Origin of the sequence: Neptunomonas sp. (assembly GCF_016744175.1) — a bacterium.
GTDB lineage: Bacteria > Pseudomonadota > Gammaproteobacteria > Pseudomonadales > Balneatricaceae > Neptunomonas.
The window spans coordinates 1-24,963 of sequence record NZ_JADGEV010000055.1; the positions used below are offsets into that span (position 1 = coordinate 1).

Genomic DNA, 24,963 nt, shown 5'->3' on the forward strand with positions numbered 1-24,963 from the left:
ATATCAGAGATGGTATGCGGGTCGTTAGGGCCAAAAAGATAATGCAGGGTCAACAAGAATAAACTTCACCCAGAACCCAGTAACAATCTACATAAATAGTGAAGAAACTATAGTTTCAAAAACTCTTCAGTATATGTAAAAGGAAACAACACCATTAGAGGAATCAACAAAATGTCACACTTTAAAGAACTAGATAAGATGGTAACCCTTGCGGATCAGATGGAAACAGAGGAAGGCCCGATAGTCCTAGTGAACGTATTTACCGTGGATGCATCAGATGAAAGTGCGCTAATCAAAGCATGCTCCCATGATGCGGACTTCTTGAAGGCTCAACCTGGTTATATATCAACCCAACTTCACAAAGGTATCGGTGGTAGCACCACCTATATAAACTACGCCGTGTGGGAAAGCGTTGAAGCATTTCGTAATGCTTTCACACACCCTGAGTTCCAAAGTCGTATTCGCGATTACCCTGAAACTGCAGTGGCATCTCCACATTTATTCAAGAAGCTCTCTGTTAAAAATCACTGTATCGCTTAATAGTGAAAAGCATTACAAAGCGCTGCTCCAACACACATCCAAAATATTTGTTTTTGGTGTTATGAGTTCTGCTCAAAAGCAGTTATAAGTACCTGCCTCTTGCACAAAGCGGCCCCTTGCAACTATAGGCCCTTCTGCAACACACCTATTAACTTTTTCTTGTGCTGCTGTTAACGCGATGTTTAAAGCTGTAAAATATTGTAAACACAATGTAAACACCTCTTGCTGCAACAGCAGTCAATAGACTAACTTAGTGGGTGGAATGCCTTTAACTGAGCATCCTAAAGATAATAAAAACAATAAAGTGACACTGCCTATTAGGATGTAAAATAGTATGAATACTGATGTCCGTATCCTTGTCGTTGATGACGAAGCAGTAACCCGGGAATGTCTTGAAAGCTACTTCAAGGAAGAAGGCTATAACGTATTTAGTGCTGAGACGGCCGAACAAGCTGAATCGATACTCAGCAGTAGAGCCATTGATGTAGTGCTCCTCGACATACGTTTACCCGGCAAGGACGGTTTAACCTTAACTAGAGAGCTTAGAGTGCACTCTGAAGTAGGCATTATTTTAGTCACTGGGCGCCAAGATGAAGTTGATCGTTTAATTGGCCTTGAATGCGGTGCCGATGAATATGTCACTAAACCATTCAACCCACGTGAAATCTTAGCACGTACCAAAAACCTCGTTCGTCGTGTACGGCATTGTCATAAAAATAAGCCCACAGATGCACTACCACACACCTTCAAAACGTTTGAGCGCTGGAAGTTAAATCTCGATAGACGTCAGTTAATAGATGAAAACCAAGCCGAGATTCAACTAACCGAAGGTGAGTTTCAACTATTGAATGTGCTATTGCAAAATTCAGGCAAGGTGATGAGCCGAGAATTTATTCTCGATCAGATACGTAACCGCGAGTGGGTTCCTTCAGATCGAACTGTAGATGTACTCATTGGACGACTACGGCGCAAACTATATGATGATCCTGCTAATCCGAAAACAATTTTAACTGTCCATGGCGCCGGGTACTTATTCACCCCTAAACCCGCCGACTTGCCATGAATGCCGGCGCTAAACGACGCTTTATCCCTCCGATCTTCTACATCATTATATTTTTCACTTCCCCGGTAGTTTTTGCACAAACACTTAAAGCTTGCGGCCACCCTTTCTACCCCCCGGTCTCTTGGATAGGTAATGGCCAACTAACCGGACTCGCCCCAGCCATTACAAAAAAAATATTCACAGAACTTGGCTATGAGATTCAACTTATTACTGATTACAACTGGAAACGCTGTCTTTTAGAGGTCCAGTTAGGTAACGCTGATATTGTCGTCGCCGCTTACAAAATCCCAAGTAGAAAGGCATTTTTAAATTTCACTGACGCCCCCTTAATCGCCGACCCTATCGCCCTATTCATTAATCGCCAAGCACCTTTGAAAGTGAAAAATATGAGCGACCTTAAGGGTAAAACAGTAGGGTTATTATTGGGTGATAGTTTTGGTGAGAAGTTCGATCTTTTTCTGCAAAACAATAGTCATATAGAGTATGTATCTCGCAATAGCCAAAACTTTGCAAAGCTCGCCCTTCAGCGAATCGACTACATGCCTATTGGCGTATTAAGCGGTGAACTACAGAGCAAAAAGCTTGGCTTTTATGATCAAGTCACCGCACTAGACTACAGGATAAATACGGAGTTTTATTATCTTGCTTTGGGTAAGAGCAACACACTAGAAAAACACCTCCCTTACCTCAATCGTAGACTTAGGGAACTTGCAGAAGATGGAACAATAGAACAACTGACTCACTTTTATAGCCAAGAATATATTCATTCAACAGATCCTGTGACACCAGACTCTCTGACCCATGAGGCCAGCAAACAATGAAGTCTCTCAAAGATTTTCTACCCAATCTCAGACTGTATTCTAAAGAACACCCTCTCGGCTATAAGGTGATGCTTTATGTCTGTGGGTGTAGTTTTCTATTCATTCTACTTTCAACAGCACTTCAGCTAACATTGGATTATCGCCGTGAGTTTAAAGCAATAGATCAACAAGTTGAGCTAATTCGGAGCAGCTACCTTGCGAGTCTAGCCAAAAGCTTATGGGATATTGATCAGGCTCAAATTGAATTACAGTTAAAAGGAATTGAAAATCTTCCTGATGTTGCCTACATATCGCTAAACAACATAGACAGTAATAGTATTCATTTGCCGACTAAGAATCCGAATAAGAATACCCAGCATATACAAAGCCATCATTTTGATCTTGTTTACTTTCACAATAAACAACAACGTTCGCTAGGGAGTTTAGAGGTCAGTTTTGATCTCAACGCTGTCTATGCACGCATATGGAAAAAAGGTTTTAGCATTCTGTTAAACCAAACCCTTCTCGTTTTATTAATTGTCTTAGTCATTATTGTGATTTTTCAACGCTTGATAACTAGGCATTTAGAAGCAATGGCAAATTACAGCCGTGAGATTGGATCTGGACAATTAGAAAACAGTTTACAATTAAACCGAACGCCGCCAAAAAATAGCGATGAATTAGATCAGCTGGTTACTGCTTTAAATGATATGCGCTTGTCTATCCGAAAAGAAATCAGCCGCCGCGAACAAGAGCAAGAGGAACTTCGCTATAACAGAGACCAACTCCAAGCGATGGTAGAACGGCGCACCGAAAGTCTACAAAAAGCAAAAGAGGCGGCAGAAGAAGCAAGTAATGCCAAATCTCGGTTCTTATCAACGATGAGTCACGAAATCCGTACGCCGATGAACGGTATGATGGGAATGATACAACTTCTAAAAAGCAGCAAACTCGATGAGGTACAGCACAGTCATATCTCTGTTTTGCATGATGCAACGAATGCTCTCTTAGAAACATTCAATAATGTTTTAGAATATGGGCGCCTTGTAGAAGGGGCTTATAGTGTGAGCCCCACGCGATTCTCACTTCATAATCTACTTTACAATCTAACAGCACTCCTTAGCCCAGAGGCAAACCGTAAACAACTCTCGCTAAGTTTAGACGTGACTGAAGATGTAGGTGATCACTTTCTTTCTGAAGAGAGCAGTTTACGCCAAATTATAACTAACCTACTTGCCAATGCTATTAAATTCACCGACCAAGGAAGTGTAAAGTTACATGTATCATGCCTAAAACACAGCCAAGAATCTCAAACACTGCGCTTTGCCATATCGGATTCAGGCATAGGTATAGCCCCAAATTTACAAGAACATATTTTTGACCGTTTTACACAAGCGGATGAAACAATTACACGTCGATTTGGTGGGACCGGCTTAGGGTTAGCCATTTGTAAAGAGCTTGCCGAGCATTTAGGCGGACACGTCGGGCTTGAAAGTAAAGCGGATCATGGCAGCACTTTTTGGCTAGAACTTACTTTAGAGTGCATTGAACCTGAAGCACAAAAAACCGAAAAGCCTAGTGAAGTTATTAGCCCCCCAGAAAATCAACATATACTCCTCGTTGAAGATGTAGAAATTAATCAGCAAGTTATTTTAGGCTTACTAGCCGAACATAAAGTAACCATTGCTGATGACGGAATCAAAGCCTTAGCTATGGGCCGAGAGCAAGAGTTTGATCTCATTCTTATGGATATGCACCTACCAGGCCTTAGCGGCTTAGAGGTCAGCAGGCGATTAAACCACGACCCTGATTGCATCAATTATAAAACACGAATAATTGCACTCACCGCCAGTGTAAGGCCTGAAGATATTCACAGCTATATTGAGGCCGGCATCTGTAGTGTGATAGCTAAACCTGTGCATAAAGATCAGCTGTTACAAGCCATATCAGGCCATGGCACTATCAACGAATATCAAGACCTAAGCGATACAAGCAATGAGACCACCTACCCTATACTCGATAGGTCGGTTGTAGGTGTTCACCAACAAATGCTCGGCTCTGAAAAACTTGCAACGCTTATGAAAGGTTTTTGCAGAGTTCACGATGAAATTTGGCCTGTATTACAACAGAGTATTGATACACAAGATTTTTATGAATGCAGCCAACAAGCGCACAAGTTAGCAGGCGCATGCGACACCATGGGCTTCAGTCGAGCCAGCCATCAACTACGATTATTAGAAAAGGCCGCAGACCAAGGACAGGAAGTTAGGGAGGAGTTTAACCATGAGCTACAAGAGATCATTTCGAGCACGCTGATACTTGCACGAGAATGGAAATAGTGAACTCGTTTAGCGTTAATACTCTAGCAGGGCAACAAAAATTGTAAAGTGAACAAATATTCAATTTTGAAGAAGATATATAAACAGATTAATCTTGTGACTGCAGCAGCCATGACTCAAGATTAATCTGTTGTTCTAGTGCAACGATAAACTACAAAAACTCAACCCCGTTATGCAGTGTTACCAGCAGTCGCAGTCTCTGTATGCATTATTTCGCTTTCAGCCTTCGCAGCCTCAGCTTCTTCCTCTGATATTTTAGGAGAAAATAAACCTGTCGCAGCATAAAACAGACCTATGACAGGGGATAACCAGCAAGCAAAAGCTAGCGGGATATAAAGTAAGTTTTCCATATTGCCATCACTAATACCTAGTCCAAGTGCTGTGATAACAAAAGCTCCACCGGCATTCCAAGGAACCAATGGTGATATCAAAGTACCACCTTCTTCAATTGCCCTTGATAAGTTAAGTTTAGAATAGCCTTGTTTAACGTAAGCAGGTGCGAACATACGGCCAGGAAGTGCAATAGAGAGGTACGGGTCACCTGCAACTAGGTTCGTTGCTACTGCTGAACCCATTGCGGCGGCTTGCAAACCAAAAAAACCATTCACTCGGCGTACAATCGCGTCAATAATAGCACCCAGACAACCGGTACGTTCTAACGCTCCACCAAAACCTAAAGCGATCATGACAAGAGTGATTACCCATGTCATAGACTGAATGCCACCGCGGTTAAGAAGGCTGTCAATTTCGCTAACGCCTGTATCAATTTTGTAGCCCGACTGCATGAAACCAAACACGTCGTGCAGAGAAGAGCCTTGGACAAACATCGCCATCAGTGTGCCTATAAGCACTCCAGCAAAAAGTGAAGGCAGGGCAGGCATCTTTTTCAAGGCCAAGACAATAACTAGCAACGGGGGTAGAAGTAGCATCCACGATAATTCAAAGTTTTGCTCTAACCCACTAGTGATAGCATTAATTTTTGAGAAATCCACACTACCAGTACTGATCATATTAAAGCCGACAAACAAGTAAATAGCTAAAGCAATGAGCATTGCAGGGACAGTCGTTGGCATCATGTTACGAATATGATCAAATAAATTAACGCCTGTTACTGCGGGCGCTAAATTTGTTGTATCTGATAGAGGTGAGATCTTATCACCGAAGAATGCACCGGAAACTACTGCACCCGCTGTCCAGTATACTGGAATGTCAAAACCAGCACCGATACCCATCAGCGCTAAACCGACAGTGCCTACCGTGCCCCAAGAAGTACCTAGCGAAACAGATACCACTGAACACAATAGCATCGCAGCACCGAGGAAATACTCCGGTGAAAGTACTTTCAAGCCGTAGTAAATCATTACTGGAACAGTACCACTAGCAATCCAGACTCCGACAATCATGCCGACAGTCATTAAGATCGCAATCGATGGAAGACCAACGCGTACCACCTGCATCACGCCGCCTTCAATATCATCCCAGGTATAGCCACGCATCCACGCGAGTACTGCGGTAATCGCAAGGCCTATCGCCAATGGTACGTGTGGGGTGAAATCGTCAAAGTAAAAAAGTTGTATCCCTAGCACCGCGAGGGTGAGCACAATAGGCAATATTGCCATGCCAAAACTTGGCTGTAAGCTTTTTTTATTAGTCATATATGTTTCCTACTCAGTTACCTTATTTTATTTTTGTAATTTTTCGCATAAATATTAAAACTCATGATTTCTATATGTTTAATTCAATCAAAAATCTAATAATTTCTCATATAGAATTAATAAGTATTTTAATACTTTTATACACGCAAAAAATCTAACTTAATACATAGAGGAAATTCATAAAAAACATTAAAAAGAGTATTAAACAGTCATAATGTAAACAAGAAATTACATTAAATATAAATAACATAATAAAATTATCAGCCACCTATTAAAATAAAAAAACATCAAGTAAACACAAATAAATAATGCTTCAAAAATAGTTAATGGACATTTACATCTATTTACATTTCATTACATTAGCAATCATGAAATATCCACCCATACATTAAAAAAGCCCTATAGGAGGTTACTCCTATAGGGCTTTATTGAACGTCGAATTTATCCCAAAAACAGATTCGGCAAGTACAGTGACACTTGTGGAATGTAAGTTGTAATAATCAGTGTAGGTATCCAAGCAAATAAGATCATAATTAGTGTTGGCTTAAGCATTGCACTAACCCTTACCCCCGTCACCCGAGAACCCAAGTACAGTAACGGTGCTGTTGGTGGCGTTATATTACCCATCCCTAAGTTCACGCCCACTATGGCAGCAAACTGAATTGGGTCTACACCGAGCTCAACAACGATAGGGAAAAGTAATGGCGATGCTAATAAAACACCACTCACATCATCCATCAACATACCTATTAAGATCATCACCACATTTATCATGATCAACACAACAATAGGGTTATCTGAAACTGAGAAAATCAGATCTTTTGCTAGATCAGGAATATCTTCAAAAATTAACAAGCGGCTAACAATCATCACCATAAAGAACATCACCATAACAACACCTGTTGTCGTGGCAGACTGGACCAATGCTTCTTTAAAGTTATCTTTGTTTAAGCCCTTATAGATAAAGAACCCAACAGGAATCGCATAAACAACAGCGATACCAGCTGCTTCTGTCGGGGTCATTATCCCCCCATAGATTCCTCCAAGAATCATAAATGGCATCAACAGCGCTGGAAAAGCGAATTTGCTTTTCTTAACAACTTCAGCACGAAAGTTATCTGACTTTGGCAGAACTTTTATATCATTGTGCTTGCGCAACAATACATAATTCACAAGGCAAAGTAGTACAACAAGAATCAAACCAGGAACTATTGTCGCCAGAAAACACTTGAGTACCGACTGCCTAGTTACCCATGCATAAATAATCTGAATTGCACTGGGTGGAATCAGCAAACCTAGTGGCGCTGCATTAGTAATTAAAGCAGCGGATAACCCTTCTGGATAATTAGCTTTGCGTAATTGAGGCATCATAATACTACCGATGCACGTCAACGTAGCCGTTGCACTCCCTGCAATAGAACCAAATATAGCGCTTGCACCCACTGCAGTATAGGCAATACCGCCTTTATACCGGCCGACAAATAACTCAGCTAGCTCTACTAATGGTTGGGCAATTTTTCCTCGCTCCATTATCGTCCCTGCCATAATAAATAGCGGGATTGCCAATAGCACGAGTACATTCATACGCCAATGGCCAGAGGTTAAGAAACCTGCAGGATCTTGGTCACCTGTCAGATACATGTAGATCAGCGCTAAACCAAAAGCAAAAGGTACCGGAATACCTATTACCAATGCTACGCAGATCACTACGAGAGTCAGTAAAATCAACATCAGAAATACTCTTAAATATGTGGAGGCGCTTCGTCGGATTCCCACTCTTTAGTTGGGCCATCACGCAAGCCACTATAAAGATGCAAAGAGGTATAAAAGGTCATTAAAATAAACCCAAGGAAAATACCAAGTTTTGGAATAAAAAATGGCAAGTCCAACCCCGTAGTTCTTTGCCAATTAGGGTATGCGCTGATCTCCTCATCCAACATTAACCAACCCCAGTAACACAGAACTAAGCCAACAAGTGCTTCAATAAATATTGTGCAATTAACGACAATCCACTTTGTTTTTATATTATCAATAAGCGACAAAAGAAAATCTGCTTTCACATGGGTATTGTGGTAACTCCCCATTGCACCGCCTAAAAAATAAACCCAAAACGCGATCATTAATACCCATTCTTCATAAGCAAAAAGATCTGCTTCAAATAAATATCGTAAAATAACCACTAGAAAAAAAACAAACGCCATAACCAAGCTAGCAGCAGCTAAAATATAGCTTTTAATTTCAATCAAGAAGTTAACCAGACGATTAAGCGGTTGCGGTATATTAAGATGCATACAGCCTCACTCTTTTAAAATTCAATAAGAGAATGATCAATGACAATCGATAGATATCAACCATTTCAATAGCTCCAACTTTTAGTTGGAGCTTTTTAGAGTCTGCTTACAAATCAGAGACTACTTTCTCTAATATGTCTTTACCTAAACGTTCTTCTAGCTTAGGCCAAGTCTTAGCACGGATTTCTTTGGCGATTGCACCACGCTCTTCGTCTGAGACAGGTAAAATCTTCACACCAAATTCTTCCAGTTTCTTTAAGTAAGCGGCATCATTTTCACGTGACCACTCAACAAAACCAGAAGCGGCCTTTGCAAATACCCGAGTAATGACTTCGCGCTGCTCATCATTTAGCTTCTTTTCCCACGTTTTTTTGCTTGCATAATAGGCATAGTTTTCTACGAATGCGTTATAAGGGACATAGTAACTAATGGCTTCTTTAAACGTGCTAAATGCAGCTTCAGGTGTGGCACCTATCATGCCATCGACAACGCCCTGCTGTAGTGCAGGAAATGCATCACCCCAATCAATAGTCGTTGTATTGAATCCCATATCTTGCGTGGCTAGCTTAGCTGCCTGAGCACTCCACACACGAATATTCTGTCCTTTAGGGCCTGTAGTTGTGTAGTTATCTGGTTTTTCAGATGACATAACGCCAATGAAGCCTTCCGCTGTTACACCCAGTAGCTTCAAGCCTAGTTTGTCCATCCTCTCATCAAAGATCCCATAAAAATTCGAACCAGGGCTAAAGACTTTAGCCATTTCATCGTAATTTGATACGAGATAAGGAAGAGAATTAATTTCAAGCACAGGGTCTTTATGGCTATAAACAAAAGAATGAACAATATCGATGCTTCCGCGAACAGTTTCGCCGATAAGCTGTTCACCCGAACCTAACTGCCCTGCTGGATAGAGCTTTATCTTAAGGTCAACTCCCGCACTTTCTAACTCTGTCTTGATTTGACGTAAAACTTCAGACGCATATTGATCTGGAGCATGCTGACTCGCAATTCTAAGTGTTGTTGCACTCACCGCGGTGGACATAACAGTGCTCAGGAATAAACCTCCTACGACTAGAGATTTAATTCCGAAACGGTTAGTTATTTTTGTCATTATTTTCTCCGCAAATTATTCGTTTAATTTTTATTTGTATTATTTAACCAACAGGAAAACACTTTAAATACAGCATTAATAATCTGTTGGTACTTTTATACAGGTAAAAAATTCAACTTAAAACGTGGAGAAAAAATCGGAAAAACACACACATTCATCTTTTATATGAAGCGTGTAAATGAAACATTACATTTAATGCAAATAACATAATAAAACTAACACTCAGAAACTAAATAAAAAAACCTAACGTAAACAAAAAACAACATCAAACCCATAATAATTAATACACATTCACATCAATTTACATTTTTTTACATATTCATATCTATAAATTAATTCAAAATTCAATATTTCTTCAAACTCTGTTATAAACAACTAGTAACAGCCGTTTAATGAGTAACCGTCTGTATAAGAGAAAAGCATAAAAAATAGGTATAACTTATGACTGGCAGCAAAGAGAAACGCAACTTTAGCGCAAAAATGCGCGATGCTAACAGTGCTTTCTTACCGTCAGAAAGCACTCAATCCGAACCAACCCATGTTGGCTTTATTCTGCAAAAGCATTTCTCTATGATGGCATTTACGGCGGCAGTTGACGCTATTGTTACTGCTAACTTGGTTAATTCTAGCCCGCTCTTTAGCTATGAGACGCTTGCGATAGATAGCTCCCCCATTATGAGTGACCTAGGTATAGAAATTTCTGCCGACGCTATCATTGATGAAACAACAGCCTCACATAAAAACCTACCTAAGATACTCATTATTTGTGGCGGCTTTCGCTGTTCAACCGACGCTCACCCTACTCTTAGCGTTTTACTCAAAGAAGCGGCCAAACAAAACGTTGTCATGGGGGGAATATGGAATGGTGCGATTGCTTTGGCTCATGCAGGGCTTTTAGACCAACAAAACTGTGCTGTTCACCCAGATAATCACGCATTTATGCGGGAACGCTTTCCTCTTGTGACAACATCTAACCAAGTATTTGTCAGTGATAAGAACCGTCTGAGTTGTGCAGGCCCGGTGAGCGCTTTAGAGATGATGCTTTACTTAATTGGAGAAACACATGGAAAAGCTATTGTGCGAGCTATTCGAGAGATTCTCAGTTGTGATCAATTAGCAGAAAGTAGTGACATTCGTCTCAATCAAATTACTGATGATCCCTGCCTACCTGAGAAACTTCGTGATTTAATGGCGTTAATGGCCGCAAATATTGAAGAGCCTATAAGCGCCGAAGAACTAAGTGAGTTTGTTGGTATATCGAGGCGACAAACGGAACGATTGTTTCAGCATCATTTGGAAACATCTCCTAGTCGCTATTATTTAGAACTAAGAATTACTCATGCACGTCGTTTACTGCTACAAACGAATGATTCTATTACCAATATTGCGCTAGCGAGTGGTTTTGTTAGCACCAGTCACTTTAGTAACTGCTACAAGGATTACTTTGGCGTCTCTCCCACGCTTTCTCGTGAAAGCCGCTAAACATAGTGACTATACAAGACAAAAAAAAGCCAGTACAAGGTAAATATTAGTGAACATATTCGCCTGTCCCAGCTCCGCTCACACTATTAATGCAAGGTAGCGGCAACCTTAATTACTAAAGACTACGGTACGGCTGCCACTCAAAAAGACACGCTTCTCAATGTGATAACGCACTGCATTAAACAGCGTTATGCGCTCTACATCTTGGCCTTTAGATATCAAATCTTCAGGATAGTGTGCATGATCAACTGACTGGATTCCCTGAGCGATAATTGGCCCTTCATCCAAATCATTATTCACATAGTGAGCCGTCGCACCCACCATTTTCACCCCTTTCTCCCATGCCTGATGATAAGGACGTGCGCCTTTAAACCCAGGTAACAAAGAGTGATGAATATTAATCGCCCAACCATCTAAATGAGTACAAAGCTCGGGAGATAACACCTGCATATAACGGGCAAGTACTACCAATTCTGTATCGTATTCTTTTAGCAACGTCTTGATCTGCGCTTCTTGCTGAGGCTTAGTATCTTTGCTGATGGGCAAGTGATAGTAAGGAATGTCGTGCCATTTTGCCAAATGCTCAAGGTCTGGGTGATTAGAAATAATTACGGGTATTTCAATATTCAACTGCCCAGTACGATGGCGGTAAAGTAGATCATTTAGGCAATGATCATATTTAGACACCAGAATCGCTACCCGCTGACGGTGTTCAGGCTCAGTCAACTCCCACTGCATCTCAAACTCAGCAGCTCTAACAGAAAACTCTTCGTTAAACTGCGCTTCGTTGAAATTGTCGGTATTAGGCTGAAACTCAATTCGAATAAAAAACCGGTTGGATTCACGGTCATCAAAAGAATGAATCTCATCGATATAGTTTCCAGACTCAGCCATAAAACGTGTTACTACATCAACCGTACCTAATAAACTCGGGCAGTTCGCTGTAAAAATCCAAGGCTTGTTTTTTGTATTCATAAAAACCTCATGTCAGCAGCATTTCGCATAGAAATACTGCCTCACGACGAATAATCGTCGTGAGGTCAACATTATTAAGAGTGTAGGACTGAGAGTTCAGACTTTTACCACAAGACCAAATTCACGGCTGGTTTCTTGAAGCCAAAGCCAGATGTAGTCTGAGAAGCTGCGTCGAATAACGAGTTCGAAACGCTGCTCTCCTGTACGACGGATGATGGCTGAGCTCTTAGCAAACACCGTTGAAACAACTTTACCCACCGGAAACAACTTAGGGTGCAGATCAATCGGTGTGCATCTTTTCAAAAGCTCAACAACATCAGGACCAGACAGTTCCAAAACAGTAGAACCGCCACTGCTGTTAACCAATGAATAGTGTCCGCCCATCTCATCTCTAAACTTCGATTCAACATCAAACGCTTCAAGACCAGGCACCAATATCAACCATTCATCTGGAGACATCCAGCGTACAGAGTAACTACCATTTTCAACTGAGGTCAGTGGCTGCAGTGGCAAAGCCACACCCAGCACACGTTCTGCAGCGGCTAGCTGATCATCATTCTCTGGATTAAGACGCAGAGTAAGATGTCCCAAAAGCTTATGCTCACGCAGGTGAACACCGCCCTGTTTTGGACCTACTTTTGCCAGCGAATCTAAATCCGCATGATGCAACGGAGACTGCCCCTGTATTTCAGGGCCAGGAACCTGATCCATTACTGCAGCTTTAGTGGCTGCCATTTCTGCTGCTGTCATCACATTCAAGTCAGACATTTTGACGCTCCCCTTTCGGATCCAGGAAGATTGGACTACAGATTTCAGCTTCAATCACAGTGCCGTCAACGAGTGGGTAATAAACAGTCTCACCCATCTTATCTAAACCGCCTTTGATAAAGCCCATCGCAATAGAGTGGCCTAAATTAGCACTCCAGTAGCTGGAAGTAACATGACCTACCATCTTCATAGGAATAGGTTCATTAGGATCCAATACTGCTTGTGCGCCTTCAGGAATCACCATTTTTGGATCTTTGGTTTTGAGACCTACCATCTGTTTACGGTTATCACGCACACAATCCTGTCGGTTCATGCCGCGCTTGCCCACGTAACTGAATGGTTTTTTATTAGATACACACCAGCCCATGCCCAAATCAAACGGATGAACCGAACCATCAGTATCTTGGCCTGCAATAATGAAGCCTTTTTCAGCCCGCAAAATATGCATGGTTTCTGTTCCGTACGGCGTCAAATTGTACTTAGCACCCGCTTCGAACAATTTCTCCCATACATGTGTACCGTAGTTAGCTTGTACGTTAATCTCAAACGTTAACTCACCCGTGAACGAGATACGGAAGACACGCGCAGGAACACCTGCCACTTTTATCTGCTTCCAGTCCATGAATGAGAAGTTATCGTTACTCAAATCATAATCGGTCAATTCTGCTAACAGCTTACGACTGTTAGGACCAGAAATAGTCAGTGTCGACCAGTGGTCGGTCACTGTATTGAAATATACTTCCAACTCAGGCCATTCGGTCTGGTGATACAACTCAAGCCATTCTAGAACTCGTGCCGCGCCGCCAGTCGTTGTGGTCATCAAAAAGTGGTTATCGCCTAAACAAGCAGAAACACCATCATCGAAAACCATGCCGTCTTCACCGCACATAAGGCCGTAACGACACTTACCTACCGCTAATTTAGCCCAAGCATTGCTGTAGATTCGACCAAGGAATTCACGTGCATCTTTCCCTTGAATATCAATTTTACCCAGCGTAGATGCATCTAAAATACCCACACTGTCACGTACAGCCAGACACTCACGATCGAGGGACTGCTGCATATTTTCACCCGCTTGAGGGAAGTACCATGGACGTTTCCATTGGCCAACATCCTCAAACTTAGCGCCGCGCTCTACGTGCCACATCTGCATCGCGGAGTAACGTTTAGGATCAAATAGCGCACCGCAATTGCGACCTGCGATTGCTCCAAACGTAATCGGCGTATAGTTCGGACGAAAAATAGTCGTGCCGGTTTGAGGGATAGTCTTATTCAGCGCTTTTGCTGCTACCGCCATACCATTGATATTGCCCAATTTACCTTGGTCAGTACCAAAGCCCATGGCGGTATAACGCTTAACATGCTCGATAGACTCGAAGCCTTCACGACATGCCAGCTCAATCCCTGCTGCCGTTACATCTGTCTGATAATCGACAAACTGCTTCGGCGCCTGGGAAGTAGGCTTTACGTGTGGAATATGGAAAAGAGTCATTGCGGCACCCTCTTTCACGTCCTCTGCTATAGGTAAAATCACTTCAGCCGCGTTCAGACCCACTTCAGCAACCGCTTTCAGACCTGCCTCCAGACCTTCAGACAATACTGAGTTTGTATTGTAGCTACCGTTAATACCACCCGCCGTTAGCTGCTTCTGAACCGTTGGTCCTGGTACGAAGCCAACAATCTCATCATTCCAAATAGGACGACTGCCAGTATGGCTAGACAAGTGAATAACGGGGCTCCAACCACCCGACGTAGCAACAGTATCGGTGCTTAGCTTAGTGACAGAGCCGCTGACTTTATTACCATCCGCACTGATAGGTGCTACAGATACACCTGAAACACGTTTTGAGCCTTGCACATCAATAACGGCAGAGCCTGTTATAACATTGATACCGCGTTGACGAGCTGCGTCAACACGCTCACCAGCAGGGTTAGCACGTGTATCGACTACCGCAACGACCTTACGCCCTGCATCATGCCAATCTAGCGCTGACTGATAGCCATAGTCATTAGTCGTTGTGACCACCAGCTCATTTCCAGGAACGACGCCGTAACGATTGATATACGTAGAAACAGCACCGCTTACCATGCAACCCGGCACATCATTGTTTGAATAAACCAATGGACGCTCATGAGCTCCCGTCGCCAGTACAACCCATTTAGCACGTACTTTGTGTAATCGCTGACGAGCCTGATTAACAGGCGCAATATCACTAAGGTGATCAGTGCAACGCTCATGGATCGTAACAAAGTTATGATCGTGATAGCCATTCACTGTAGAACGAGGCAATAGCATGACGTCGTCATAGCTACGTAACTCTTCAGTCACTGCACTCACCCACTCAGAAGCAGGCTTGCCATCTAGCTTCTCTGTAGTACTTAGCAGGCTTCCACCAAACTCGCTTTGCTCGTCCGCTAAAATGACACGAGCGCCACTGCGTGCAGCAGTCAGTGCTGCCGCTAAACCGGCAGGACCAGCCCCGACAATTAATACGTCGCAGTGCTGATTAATGTGATCATAAAAGTCTGGATCATTTTCTAAAGGCGAACGCCCCATGCCCGCTGCTTTACGAATCAAAGACTCATAGGTATTCCACAAAGACTCTGGAAACATGAAAGTCTTGTAATAGAAGCCCGGAGGCATCATTTTGCCACCGACCTTGCCTAAGACAGACATCACATCGGTATCAACGTTCGGCCAACCGTTAGTCGATTGGCTTACGAGCCCGTTGAACAACTCTTGCTGTGTCGCACGTACGTTAGGTACTTGAGTTGCTTCTGTAGCTCCCAGCTGCAAGATGGCATTTGGCTCTTCAGCACCGGCGGCCACAATACCGCGTGGACGGCTGTATTTAAAACTACGGCTAACGACATTTACGCCGTTGGCCAACATAGCAGATGCCAGAGTGTCGCCCTGAAAACCTTTGTATTGCTTACCGTTGTAAGTAAAGGTTAGTGACTTAGAGCGGTCTATGCGACCCCCACTCTGGAGGCGGTTTTGCTGTGTCATAATTCCGCTCCTATTACTCAGCGACTACAGATGGCTTTTCGCCAATCTTGTAGACTTCTTTAATTTCGTAGCTCTGGGTATCGCGTGTCATATTGAAAAATTTGCGACAACCGGCTGCATGAACCCACAACTCATGATGAATACCACGTGGGTTTTTACGGAAAAACATATACTCGCCCCACTCTTTATCAGAGCAAGCTTCTGGGTCCAGTGGTCTAGCGATATGCGCCTGACCTGCTGCGTGAAACTCTTCTTCTTCACGATATTCCGCACAATGCGGGCAATAGATATGAAACATGTTATTCAGCCCCTGTTAGTGTGCTACGCCCGCAGCGCCGTGCTCATCGATCAGCGCGCCGTCATGGAATCGGAACATAGAGAATGGTTCAGCCAACGGGTGCATTTCACCTGTCGCCAACGATGCAGCAAAAACGTTACCAGCTCCTGGGGTAGCTTTAAAACCACCCGTACCCCAACCACAGTTGAAGAACAAATTCTTAACCGGTGTTTTACTGATAATCGGGCAAGCGTCTGGACAAGTATCAACAATGCCTCCCCATTGACGGTTCATACGCACTCGGCTAAAGATTGGGAACAACTCCACAATGGCCTGTACGGTATGTTCGATAGTTGGATAAGAACCACGTTGGCCATACCCTGTATAACCATCAATACCCGCACCGATGACTAGATCACCTTTGTCTGATTGGCTCACATAACCATGTACGTGATTGGACATCACTACCGTGTCTAGAATCGGTTTGATTGGCTCAGAAACCAGTGCCTGTAGAGGATGCGATTCTAGCGGTAATTCAAAACCTGCCATCTTCGCTAGAACACTGGAGTTACCCGCAACAACACAACCAACACGACCCGCTTTAATATCTCCGTAACGGTTTGTTTTGACACCGGTAATCGTGCCATCTTCGATAATAAGATCAGTAACTTCAGTTTCCTGAATCAAATCAACACCGAAAGAGTCTGCGCCACGGGCAAAGCCCCAAGCAACCGCATCATGACGTGCAACACCGCCACGTGGTTGCCAAGAAGCACCCAAAATTGGGTAGCGAGTATTATCAGAGCAATCCATATGCGGCACGATCTCTTTAATCTGCTGCGGATCCAGTACTTCACCGTCAATACCGTTAAGACGGTTAGCATTAACCCGTCGCTCGATATCTCGCATGTCTTGTAACGTATGCCCTAGGTTTAGCACACCACGTTGAGAGAACATCACGTTGTAGTTAAGGTCTTGAGATAGACCTTCCCACAATTTCATGGCGTGCTCATATAAATGAGCCGACTCATCCCACAAGTAATTAGAACGTACAATGGTGGTGTTACGAGCCGTATTACCACCCCCTAAATAACCTTTTTCGATCACGGCAACATTCGTAATTCCGTGTTCTTTGGCTAGATAGTAAGCCGTTGCTAAACCGTGACCACCGCCACCAATAATGACAACATCATATTCTTTCTTCGGCGTAGGGTTACGCCAAGTACGCTGCCAATTTTCATGGTGCGTGAGACTGTGCTTGAGCAGTCCAAAACCTGAATAACGCTGCATATCATCAGCTCCTGTCGTTAATCGACAGCCAGTACATATTCAACAACCGACTGCCTGTATATTCAGTAAAAATAGCAATATAAGCTGGCTTATTTACAAACCGAGTTATTGATAAACAGGGTAGTCAGCGCACAACGCTTTAACCTGCTCTTTCACTTCAATAATTTTGGCATCAAGTGCTTCAGGTTCATTTAAAACGTCTAATAGGTCAGCAATCCAACCTGCTAGCGTGCGGCACTGTACTTCTTTAAAACCGCGAGTCGTTACGACAGGAGAACCAATACGCAGACCCGATGTTACGAACGGAGACTGTGGGTCTCCCGGTACTGCGTTTTTATTAACAGTGATATTGGCACGCCCCAGCGCTGCATCCGCCGCTTTACCAGTCAAGCCTTGTTTGATAAGGCTTAGTAGGAACAAGTGGTTTTCAGTGCCGCCAGATACAATTTCAAAACCGCGCTCGATCAACACTTCTGCCATCGCATTAGCATTTTTAATAACCTGCGCCTGATACTCTTTAAACTCAGGTTCCAATGCTTCTTTGAACGCCACTGCTTTGGCCGCAATAACGTGCATCAACGGGCCACCTTGGCCACCCGGGAATACAGCTGAATTTAGTTTTTTCTCTAACTCGTTATCACGAGAGATGATCAAACCACCACGAGGGCCGCGAAGTGTTTTATGTGTGGTCGTTGTTACTACATCAGCGAAAGGCACCGGATTTGGATATAAGTCAGCGGCAACTAAACCGGCTACATGTGCCATATCAACAAACAGGTAAGCACCTACTTTATCAGCGATCTCACGAAAACGCGCCCAGTCCACAATGCGCGAATAGGCAGAAAAACCAGCAACAATCATCTTTGGCTTATGCTCTACTGCCAAACGCTCTACTTCTTCGTAATCAATCTCACCTGTCGCTTCATTCAAACCATATTGAACTGCGTTGTAGATCTTACCGGAGAAATTTACGTGAGAACCATGAGTTAGATGACCACCGTGTGCCAGACTCATACCTAGGATAGTGTCACCCGGCGCACAAAGTGCCATGAAAACAGCGGCATTAGCTTGGGAGCCAGAATGCGGTTGAACATTAGCATACGTTGCGCCGAACAATTCTTTAGCACGATCTAGAGCCAGTTGCTCTACCACGTCAACGTATTCACAGCCGCCGTAGTAACGCTTTTCAGGGTAACCTTCTGCATATTTGTTAGTAAGTACAGAACCTTGCATCTGCATTACACGAGGGCTTGTATAGTTCTCAGATGCTATCAGTTCGATATGCTCTTCTTGACGCACTTCTTCTTTACATACAGCAGCCCACAATACATCATCGTATCCCTGAACCTGGTCATTTTTGCTAAACATTAATGCCTCCACACCCAGCCAGTAAGGCGAGTATTCGATCAATTTCTAATTATTTTTTCTGATTTAAATTGCTTTCTACATCAAAGCAAAACAAACAGCGTAGGTGGGAACCGCAACTTCGTACCACACTGAAGCTGACATAGTTAAGTACACTCAAGTCATGTCATACAACTCCCATGCCAGCAATGGTAGCGGGAATCGCTTAAACTACTATGCTTAGATGCGCCTTAGGGGTGTCAAATTACGACAAAGATAGGATACGTAGTGAGGGGAAAAAACATTCAGCATAAATGTATAGGTGTCACCTTTCACTCTCTGCAAAGCGGTGTTCTATATCTTTAATTTATATCAAAATGGAACATGATTTTTCGCACTTTCACAGTATTTTTTAAGGTTGGACAAGCGAAGACTTCTCCCAGTGCGTTTGAGTCATTGAGACTCGTGTATCAGCATTTCAGCACCGGTTAAACCTGTAAAGAATCCGCTAGGAAACTACTGAAGTTAACTCCCGGCACCCATAACAGGAAGAGCAGAAAACGGTGTAACCAATTTTTCTGATCAGGTATTAGGCTTAGTAACTGCTTGCTTTTAATATTATCACCACCCTTCATGTGCCTAGCGGACATTGGTTTATTCGTAGAGTGATAAATTATCGATGCAAGACTTCAACTATTGGGTAACACATCAGTATTACCCAATATGATTCAGACGACAGCTTCTGAGCCGCCAAGTTTGCCAAGGCATCAAGGCAAACTTCTGAAATACCATTGAGATACGATGGGTACGCATATGCCTTAGGGTGGCTGCATCACAATTAACGATATCCACCCTCTGATCACCGTCTTGGACTAATAACTGGCCACGGCTGACTGGATTTAATCCGTTAACAGCTCGCAGTAAGCTGGACTTACCAGAGCCCGATAAGCCCATTAGTACACAAATTTCACCTGACTTCACTTCGATGCTAGCGTTCTGTACGCCGATCACATCGCCGCTTTCTTCAATAATTTGCTGTCGGGTTTTCCCCTGATCTAACAGTTTTAGGCTCTGTTGAACGTTATTACCAAACACTACATCGAGGTTTTTAATACTGATAGCTGTCATAGTTAACCTTCCTCCTTAGAGCGTGGGGCTTTACAGATTCGGTCAAGAATAATAGCCACCAAAACAATCGCCAGACCGGCTTCAAAACCTTGAGATATATTAACGGTGTTGAGGGCACGTATAACCGGTTTACCCAACCCATCAGCACCGACCAATGCAGCAATGACGACCATTGACAGTGACAGCATAATACACTGAGTAATACCGGCCATAATGTTGGGCATCGCCGCAGGCAACTCAACTTTGTAGAGCAATTGTATCGGAGTAGCGCCAAATGCCTTACCAGCCTCAATCAGATCTTCAGGAACCCGGCTAATGCCGAGATAAGTAAGACGTATAGGTGCAGCAATCGCGAAAATAATGGTGGAAATCAAACCAGGGACAACTCCCAGACCAAACAACACCAGCGTCGGTATTAGATAAACAAAGGTAGGTATGGTTTGCATCAGATCGAGTACCGGACGCAAAACTGTATACACCCAAGGCTTATGGGCCGCCAAAATACCGATAGGAATCCCGCACACCACCGATAGCACCGTAGCCGCGATAACTAGCACGAAGGTCTCCAACATCTCCTGCCAGTACCCCAGATTAAGAATCAGTAACAGGGCTGCTACAACAAAGATGACCAGTGAAATACTACGGTGTAGAAACCACGCGATAGCTGCAGTAGCCAGTATCGGGACAAAAGGGGGAAACCATTGAAAAATATCTACCATAGAGACAATCATCCACTCTAAAGAGACGGAGATCGCATCAAACAGACCCGCAGCATTGAGAGTCAACAAGTCGACGAAGGTTTCCATCCAACTACCAAGTGGAAGTTTATGTTCAGTAAGCCAATTCATATAGGTAATACCTTGCAGAATATAGACCTGCGCTGGGCACAGGCCTATATTATTCGAACTACTGTCGACGATACGACAGAGTATTTATAACTTACAGACCAAGGTGTTTGCGCACTGCAGACAGACCATCACTACCATCAATAGTAGTTACGTCAACTAACCAGTTACCCAACACCTTAGGATTTTTCTTGAGATATTTTTGTGCAGCCTCAGCGGGTGACTGTTCATCATCCATAATGAACCCCATCATCTGATTTTCCATTTCCAGCGTGAATTTCAGGTTAGTGAGTAGCTTTCCTACATTGCGGCACTCTTCCCGGTAACCTTTACGGGTCACCGTCTGAATAGTAGCGCCGCCAAAATTGGCACCAAAGTATTTATCACCTCCGGTCAGGTAGGCCATATCAAAATTTGAGTTCATCGGATGAGGCTCCCATCCCAGAAACACAATAAATTTCTGGCGCTTGATCTCACGCTTCACCTGACTCATAACGCCCTGCTCACCCGACTCAACAAGCCGCCACTTGGCCAAACCGAAATCTTCACTGTCGATCATCTCCTGCAACAATTGGTTAGCAGGTGCACCCGCTTCAATGCCGTAAATACGTTTGCGAAATTTCTCGCCAAACTCAGCTAGATCAGAAAAGTCTTTTACACCAGCATCATACGCATAGCGCGGCACAGCTAAGGTAAACTTAGCGCCAATCAGATTTTCACCTACAACCTCTATGACACCCGACGTTGCGTATTTGTCGATGAACTTTTGTTGTGCAGGCATCCAGTTACCCAAAAACACATCAATTTCATTACCCTTCATTCCTTCAAAACCGATAGGCACCGCTAGCGTGCTCACCTCAGTGCTATAACCTAGACCTTCTAGCACAGTGCTAGCCAAAGCATTGGTGGAGCTGATATCAGACCAGCCAGGATCAGTGAAGCGTACCTTTTCACATTGTGCAGGCGCTGCGAGAGTATTGCCTGCCAATAGGACAGTGGCAAAGCCGATGGCATTGACAAGCTTGCTAACGCGATGTTGTATCAACATAGAATTTTCCTCTTATTTTTATTGGGCACTTCTGCATAACGCCGCTTATTTAAATTGAACTAGGCGCTATGCATATTTATTTATAAGGGCTAATTTTAATCAGTGACTTGGGGGAATCGTGCACGTTTCTCAAGATCATCTAAATCAACGTTGTTGCGCATGTACATAGTGCTGGCATCAAAAACCGGCTGATGGTCCCACTGTGGGGATTTACCTTGCTTATGAGCAGCAGCAATCAGACGACGACGTTTCTGGCTGATGATCACATCGCGGGTAATGGCATCGGAATCCCAACGCTCGGCCGCTTCTTTACGAAAATCACTAAGCAGCTCTATATGTGCAGGGTTTTCTGCTAGATTAATACGCTCTTGAGGATCAGCTGTAAGATCGAATAACTGATCAGGGTCAGGTTGACTGCAAATATACTTGTAATCTCCTCGACGGATCATAAACATCGGCGCGATAACACCTTCTCCCATATATTCACCGATCACCTCATCATGACCTACGCCCCCAGTTAGATGTGGCATCAGACTTCGCCCATCTATCGGCATAGCGTATTCAGGTGTTTTTCCCTTATTTGCTAATTCAGCAAATGTTGGCAACAGATCCATAGTAGAGACGGAAGCTGATACATGTTTAGCATCAAAGTGTTTTGGGGCACAAACAACCATGGGCACACGGGCCGATGGTTCGAAGTAACTCATCTTGTACCACAAGCCTCTCTCCCCGAGCATATCGCCGTGATCACCTGAGAACACCACGATGGTGTTATCTATCAAGCCGGTATCTTCAAGCGCTTTCATTAACTTTCCAATCTGATCATCGACATAGCTGATCGCACCGTAATAAGCGCGACGGGCGTTGCGTATTTCTTGGTCAGTAATGTTATTACGATCCATCTGGTAGACATGTAATAAGCGCTTAGAATGCGGATCCTGCTCTTCGGGAAGGAGTTCAAAGGAAGGGAGTTCAATTTCCTCATTGGTATAACGATCCCAATATTCTTGAGGAATAGCATAAGGGTCATGAGGATGTGTCATAGACACCGTAAGACAGAATGGACGCTCATCAGAACCTCGGGCGTGATCAAACAGATAGCGCTGGGCATGAAATACCACCTCATCATCAAAATCTAACTGGTTGGTACGCATGGTCGGCCCAGCCTGTGTCACCGATGACATGTTGTGATACCAGGTTGGACGGTTTTCAAAATTCTCCCAGTCAGGGAACCAACCATAATCAGCCGGATAAATATCAGTCGTCAGACGATCTTCAAAACCATGCAACTGATCAGGGCCACAAAAGTGCATCTTTCCAGAAAGTGCTGTCCGGTAACCGGAAGAGCGTAGGTAGTGTGCAAAGGTAGGTATATCTGCCGGAAACTCAGCAGCATTATCATAAGCACCAATTTTACTTGGTAGCTGACCACTCATCAGTACATAACGGCTTGGCGCACACAATGGGCTGTTGCAATATGCCGAATCAAAAACAACCCCCTTTTCAGCTAATGCATCAAGGTGCGGTGTTTTAGCCGTATTCCCACCATACATTTGCAAAGCAGGCGCAGCCATTTGATCGGCCATGATAAATAATATATTGGGTTGGTCTTGGCTCATAGTTATTAAACCTCGTATTTACAGCAGATCGATAGCGCTAAACTAACGATCAGTTATTGTTTTAATGCGTTAGATTTTTAACAGAAAAAAAGATACTGTAAACAGACTAAAAACTAATGATAAATATTAGCTGAACTTATGTTGCTTTCAGAACGATTACCTTCAGCCCAAAGCTTGCTCATCTTCGAAGCAGCGGCACGCCATAGAAGTTTTACCGGGGCAGCTCAAGAATTAAAATCCACACAATCAGCTGTAAGCCAACAGATGAAAGGACTGGAGAGTTATCTTGAGCTAGCGCTATTTCGCCGCATTTATCGCGGCGTTGAATTAACGGAAGAGGGCATTCATCTTTATAACGCCGTCCAAGGAGGCTTTCAACAGATTGCCACCTGCTTGGAAAAGATACAAAAAACTCGTTTACACCAAATAATTAATGTCGCTACTGACTTCGCTTTTGCCGCATATTGGCTATTACCCCGACTTCCTCGTTTCAGAGAATCACATCCAGAAATAGATGTTCGGATCATCACATCGCAAGGGCAAAATAGTTTTTCAGGACAAAATATTGATGTTGCGATTAAATTTGATGGACCACAACCCGACCATCCGTATGCATTTAAGCTCTTTAGTGAAGAGGTTTTTCCCATCTGCAGCCCCGCACTAATTCAGGAGAACGGTTCAATTGCGAGTCATAAAAAGCTGGCCTCTATGCCTTTACTAAAGCTAGGAGCTGATGCTGGCCAAGGATGGCTTGACTGGGATAGTTACTTTCGTGGGCGCAGAAGCCAGATTATCCCAGGAAAACCAGTCCTAACGTTTAATAACTATACCTTACTTATACAAGCAGCAATTGCTGGGCAAGGTGTAGGGTTAGGGTGGTCAACGCTGACAGATGATCTAATTGATAAAAAGCTACTACTAGGATTAAGAGAATTTAGCCTGAGTTCTGAAAGTGGCTATTATGTCATTGAGCCACAGCCAAATGAGCGCCTAAATGCAAAACAATACTTCATGGATTGGTTACTGATTGAAAAAGCCTGTAACCCAAATTATTAGACACAGCCATTCGCTCACTTTTTTGAATGCACTGAAACCGCACAGTGAAAATAACCACTATGGTGATCATTTCACTGCTCCTGTAAACCTTCTTTCTCACTGGCCTTTGACGATAGCGTTTTATCAAATAAAAAAGCACAGATAACCATTAACTAAAACAGTTGCCGATAGATAACTCGGTCGTTGCCCCGAAATACACCAAACGTAGCGACAGCAGAGGGATCATCATACGACCCATCATTATCCCAATCATGTTTTAACCAATCATAGGCCTCATATATCACACCTATTTGCCCTTGATTTCCAACACCTGGAGCTTGCA

General features: G+C 43.5%; 21 protein-coding genes. 6 read left to right on the forward strand and 15 right to left on the reverse strand.

What is annotated here, in order from left to right; translation table 11 throughout:
* Window positions 1–171: 171 nt before the first annotated feature.
* From QZZ55_RS17695 to QZZ55_RS17710, 4 genes are all read left to right on the forward strand, one after another.
* On the forward strand, window positions 172–540 hold the full coding sequence (locus QZZ55_RS17695) for an antibiotic biosynthesis monooxygenase family protein (RefSeq protein WP_293268750.1): 369 nt from the start codon (window positions 172–174) through the stop codon (window positions 538–540).
* 334 nt (window positions 541–874) lie between these two features.
* Complete coding sequence (locus QZZ55_RS17700) at window positions 875–1,603, forward strand: response regulator (RefSeq protein ID WP_293268751.1); 729 nt, start codon at window positions 875–877, stop codon at window positions 1,601–1,603.
* The gene (locus QZZ55_RS17705; protein ID WP_293268752.1) at window positions 1,600–2,424 is read left to right on the forward strand and encodes a transporter substrate-binding domain-containing protein; all 825 of its coding nucleotides are present in this window, start codon (window positions 1,600–1,602) and stop codon (window positions 2,422–2,424) included. The genes QZZ55_RS17700 and QZZ55_RS17705 overlap by 4 nt, the downstream gene beginning before the upstream one ends.
* Complete coding sequence (locus QZZ55_RS17710; protein ID WP_293268753.1) at window positions 2,421–4,742, forward strand: ATP-binding protein; 2,322 nt, start codon at window positions 2,421–2,423, stop codon at window positions 4,740–4,742. The genes QZZ55_RS17705 and QZZ55_RS17710 overlap by 4 nt, the downstream gene beginning before the upstream one ends.
* A gap of 170 nt (window positions 4,743–4,912) precedes the next feature.
* On the opposite strand, the gene nhaC is transcribed toward QZZ55_RS17710, so the two are convergent.
* From nhaC to dctP, 4 genes are all read right to left on the reverse strand, one after another.
* Complete coding sequence (nhaC, locus tag QZZ55_RS17715) at window positions 4,913–6,397, reverse strand: Na+/H+ antiporter NhaC (protein WP_293268754.1); 1,485 nt, start codon at window positions 6,395–6,397, stop codon at window positions 4,913–4,915.
* Window positions 6,398–6,838: 441 nt separating this feature from the next.
* Window positions 6,839–8,128: a TRAP transporter large permease gene (locus tag QZZ55_RS17720; protein ID WP_293268755.1), complete on the reverse strand. Its 1,290-nt coding sequence runs from the start codon at window positions 8,126–8,128 to the stop codon at window positions 6,839–6,841.
* A gap of 11 nt (window positions 8,129–8,139) precedes the next feature.
* Window positions 8,140–8,688, reverse strand: a complete 549-nt coding sequence (locus QZZ55_RS17725; protein ID WP_293268756.1) for a TRAP transporter small permease — start codon at window positions 8,686–8,688, stop codon at window positions 8,140–8,142.
* A gap of 106 nt (window positions 8,689–8,794) precedes the next feature.
* Window positions 8,795–9,799 (reverse strand): TRAP transporter substrate-binding protein DctP, encoded by a 1,005-nt coding sequence (gene dctP / locus QZZ55_RS17730; RefSeq protein WP_293268757.1) that lies wholly within the window; start codon window positions 9,797–9,799, stop codon window positions 8,795–8,797.
* A 441-nt stretch (window positions 9,800–10,240) separates the two neighbouring features.
* Between dctP and QZZ55_RS17735 the strand changes: the two genes are divergently transcribed.
* On the forward strand, window positions 10,241–11,281 hold the full coding sequence (locus QZZ55_RS17735; RefSeq protein WP_293268758.1) for a GlxA family transcriptional regulator: 1,041 nt from the start codon (window positions 10,241–10,243) through the stop codon (window positions 11,279–11,281).
* A 108-nt stretch (window positions 11,282–11,389) separates the two neighbouring features.
* Here QZZ55_RS17735 and purU read toward each other — a convergent pair whose 3' ends face one another.
* The 10 genes from purU to betC form a co-directional block, all read right to left on the reverse strand.
* On the reverse strand, window positions 11,390–12,256 hold the full coding sequence (gene purU, locus QZZ55_RS17740; RefSeq protein ID WP_293268759.1) for a formyltetrahydrofolate deformylase: 867 nt from the start codon (window positions 12,254–12,256) through the stop codon (window positions 11,390–11,392).
* 96 nt (window positions 12,257–12,352) lie between these two features.
* Window positions 12,353–13,024, reverse strand: coding sequence for a sarcosine oxidase subunit gamma family protein (locus QZZ55_RS17745; protein WP_293268760.1), 672 nt, complete (start codon window positions 13,022–13,024; stop codon window positions 12,353–12,355).
* On the reverse strand, window positions 13,017–16,034 hold the full coding sequence (locus tag QZZ55_RS17750) for a sarcosine oxidase subunit alpha (protein ID WP_293268761.1): 3,018 nt from the start codon (window positions 16,032–16,034) through the stop codon (window positions 13,017–13,019). Before QZZ55_RS17750 ends, QZZ55_RS17745 begins: the two co-directional genes overlap by 8 nt.
* 13 nt (window positions 16,035–16,047) lie before the next feature.
* Window positions 16,048–16,332: a sarcosine oxidase subunit delta gene (locus QZZ55_RS17755; protein ID WP_293268762.1), complete on the reverse strand. Its 285-nt coding sequence runs from the start codon at window positions 16,330–16,332 to the stop codon at window positions 16,048–16,050.
* Between the two features lie 15 nt (window positions 16,333–16,347).
* Entirely contained in the window at window positions 16,348–17,601 is a 1,254-nt protein-coding gene (locus tag QZZ55_RS17760; protein ID WP_293268763.1) for a sarcosine oxidase subunit beta family protein, read from the reverse strand.
* Between the two features lie 105 nt (window positions 17,602–17,706).
* A complete protein-coding gene (gene glyA / locus QZZ55_RS17765) occupies window positions 17,707–18,969 on the reverse strand; it encodes a serine hydroxymethyltransferase (protein ID WP_293268764.1) in 1,263 nt (420 codons plus the stop codon).
* A 690-nt stretch (window positions 18,970–19,659) separates the two neighbouring features.
* The gene (locus tag QZZ55_RS17770; RefSeq protein ID WP_366512345.1) at window positions 19,660–20,073 is read right to left on the reverse strand and encodes an ATP-binding cassette domain-containing protein; all 414 of its coding nucleotides are present in this window, start codon (window positions 20,071–20,073) and stop codon (window positions 19,660–19,662) included.
* Between the two features lie 2 nt (window positions 20,074–20,075).
* Window positions 20,076–20,921: a choline ABC transporter permease subunit gene (gene choW / locus QZZ55_RS17775; protein ID WP_293268765.1), complete on the reverse strand. Its 846-nt coding sequence runs from the start codon at window positions 20,919–20,921 to the stop codon at window positions 20,076–20,078.
* Between the two features lie 91 nt (window positions 20,922–21,012).
* On the reverse strand, window positions 21,013–21,966 hold the full coding sequence (gene choX / locus QZZ55_RS17780; RefSeq protein ID WP_293268766.1) for a choline ABC transporter substrate-binding protein: 954 nt from the start codon (window positions 21,964–21,966) through the stop codon (window positions 21,013–21,015).
* A 95-nt stretch (window positions 21,967–22,061) separates the two neighbouring features.
* Window positions 22,062–23,585, reverse strand: coding sequence for a choline-sulfatase (gene betC, locus QZZ55_RS17785; protein ID WP_293268767.1), 1,524 nt, complete (start codon window positions 23,583–23,585; stop codon window positions 22,062–22,064).
* A 138-nt stretch (window positions 23,586–23,723) separates the two neighbouring features.
* On the opposite strand from betC, the gene QZZ55_RS17790 reads away from it, so the two are divergent.
* Window positions 23,724–24,641 carry a LysR substrate-binding domain-containing protein gene (locus tag QZZ55_RS17790; protein WP_293268768.1) on the forward strand — a complete coding sequence of 306 codons (918 nt, stop codon included), beginning with the start codon at window positions 23,724–23,726 and terminating at the stop codon, window positions 24,639–24,641.
* Window positions 24,642–24,793: 152 nt separating this feature from the next.
* Here QZZ55_RS17790 and QZZ55_RS20045 read toward each other — a convergent pair.
* On the reverse strand, window positions 24,794–24,963 hold a 170-nt coding region (locus QZZ55_RS20045; protein ID WP_366512346.1), incomplete at its 5' end, for a DUF6701 domain-containing protein.

Excerpts from the sequence above, each read along its gene's own strand:
- QZZ55_RS17695 (WP_293268750.1), top strand. The coding sequence starts at position 172 with ATGTCACACTTTAAAGAACTAGATAAGATGGTAACCCTTGCGGATCAG.
- QZZ55_RS17700 (WP_293268751.1), top strand. The coding sequence starts at position 875 with ATGAATACTGATGTCCGTATCCTTGTCGTTGATGACGAAGCAGTAACC.
- QZZ55_RS17705 (WP_293268752.1), top strand. The coding sequence starts at position 1,600 with ATGAATGCCGGCGCTAAACGACGCTTTATCCCTCCGATCTTCTACATC.
- QZZ55_RS17710 (WP_293268753.1), top strand. The coding sequence starts at position 2,421 with ATGAAGTCTCTCAAAGATTTTCTACCCAATCTCAGACTGTATTCTAAA.
- nhaC (WP_293268754.1), bottom strand. The coding sequence starts at position 6,397 with ATGACTAATAAAAAAAGCTTACAGCCAAGTTTTGGCATGGCAATATTG.
- QZZ55_RS17720 (WP_293268755.1), bottom strand. The coding sequence starts at position 8,128 with ATGTTGATTTTACTGACTCTCGTAGTGATCTGCGTAGCATTGGTAATA.
- QZZ55_RS17725 (WP_293268756.1), bottom strand. The coding sequence starts at position 8,688 with ATGCATCTTAATATACCGCAACCGCTTAATCGTCTGGTTAACTTCTTG.
- dctP (WP_293268757.1), bottom strand. The coding sequence starts at position 9,799 with ATGACAAAAATAACTAACCGTTTCGGAATTAAATCTCTAGTCGTAGGA.
- QZZ55_RS17735 (WP_293268758.1), top strand. The coding sequence starts at position 10,241 with ATGACTGGCAGCAAAGAGAAACGCAACTTTAGCGCAAAAATGCGCGAT.
- purU (WP_293268759.1), bottom strand. The coding sequence starts at position 12,256 with ATGAATACAAAAAACAAGCCTTGGATTTTTACAGCGAACTGCCCGAGT.
- QZZ55_RS17745 (WP_293268760.1), bottom strand. The coding sequence starts at position 13,024 with ATGTCTGACTTGAATGTGATGACAGCAGCAGAAATGGCAGCCACTAAA.
- QZZ55_RS17750 (WP_293268761.1), bottom strand. The coding sequence starts at position 16,034 with ATGACACAGCAAAACCGCCTCCAGAGTGGGGGTCGCATAGACCGCTCT.
- QZZ55_RS17755 (WP_293268762.1), bottom strand. The coding sequence starts at position 16,332 with ATGTTTCATATCTATTGCCCGCATTGTGCGGAATATCGTGAAGAAGAA.
- QZZ55_RS17760 (WP_293268763.1), bottom strand. The coding sequence starts at position 17,601 with ATGCAGCGTTATTCAGGTTTTGGACTGCTCAAGCACAGTCTCACGCAC.
- glyA (WP_293268764.1), bottom strand. The coding sequence starts at position 18,969 with ATGTTTAGCAAAAATGACCAGGTTCAGGGATACGATGATGTATTGTGG.
- QZZ55_RS17770 (WP_366512345.1), bottom strand. The coding sequence starts at position 20,073 with ATGACAGCTATCAGTATTAAAAACCTCGATGTAGTGTTTGGTAATAAC.
- choW (WP_293268765.1), bottom strand. The coding sequence starts at position 20,921 with ATGAATTGGCTTACTGAACATAAACTTCCACTTGGTAGTTGGATGGAA.
- choX (WP_293268766.1), bottom strand. The coding sequence starts at position 21,966 with ATGTTGATACAACATCGCGTTAGCAAGCTTGTCAATGCCATCGGCTTT.
- betC (WP_293268767.1), bottom strand. The coding sequence starts at position 23,585 with ATGAGCCAAGACCAACCCAATATATTATTTATCATGGCCGATCAAATG.
- QZZ55_RS17790 (WP_293268768.1), top strand. The coding sequence starts at position 23,724 with ATGTTGCTTTCAGAACGATTACCTTCAGCCCAAAGCTTGCTCATCTTC.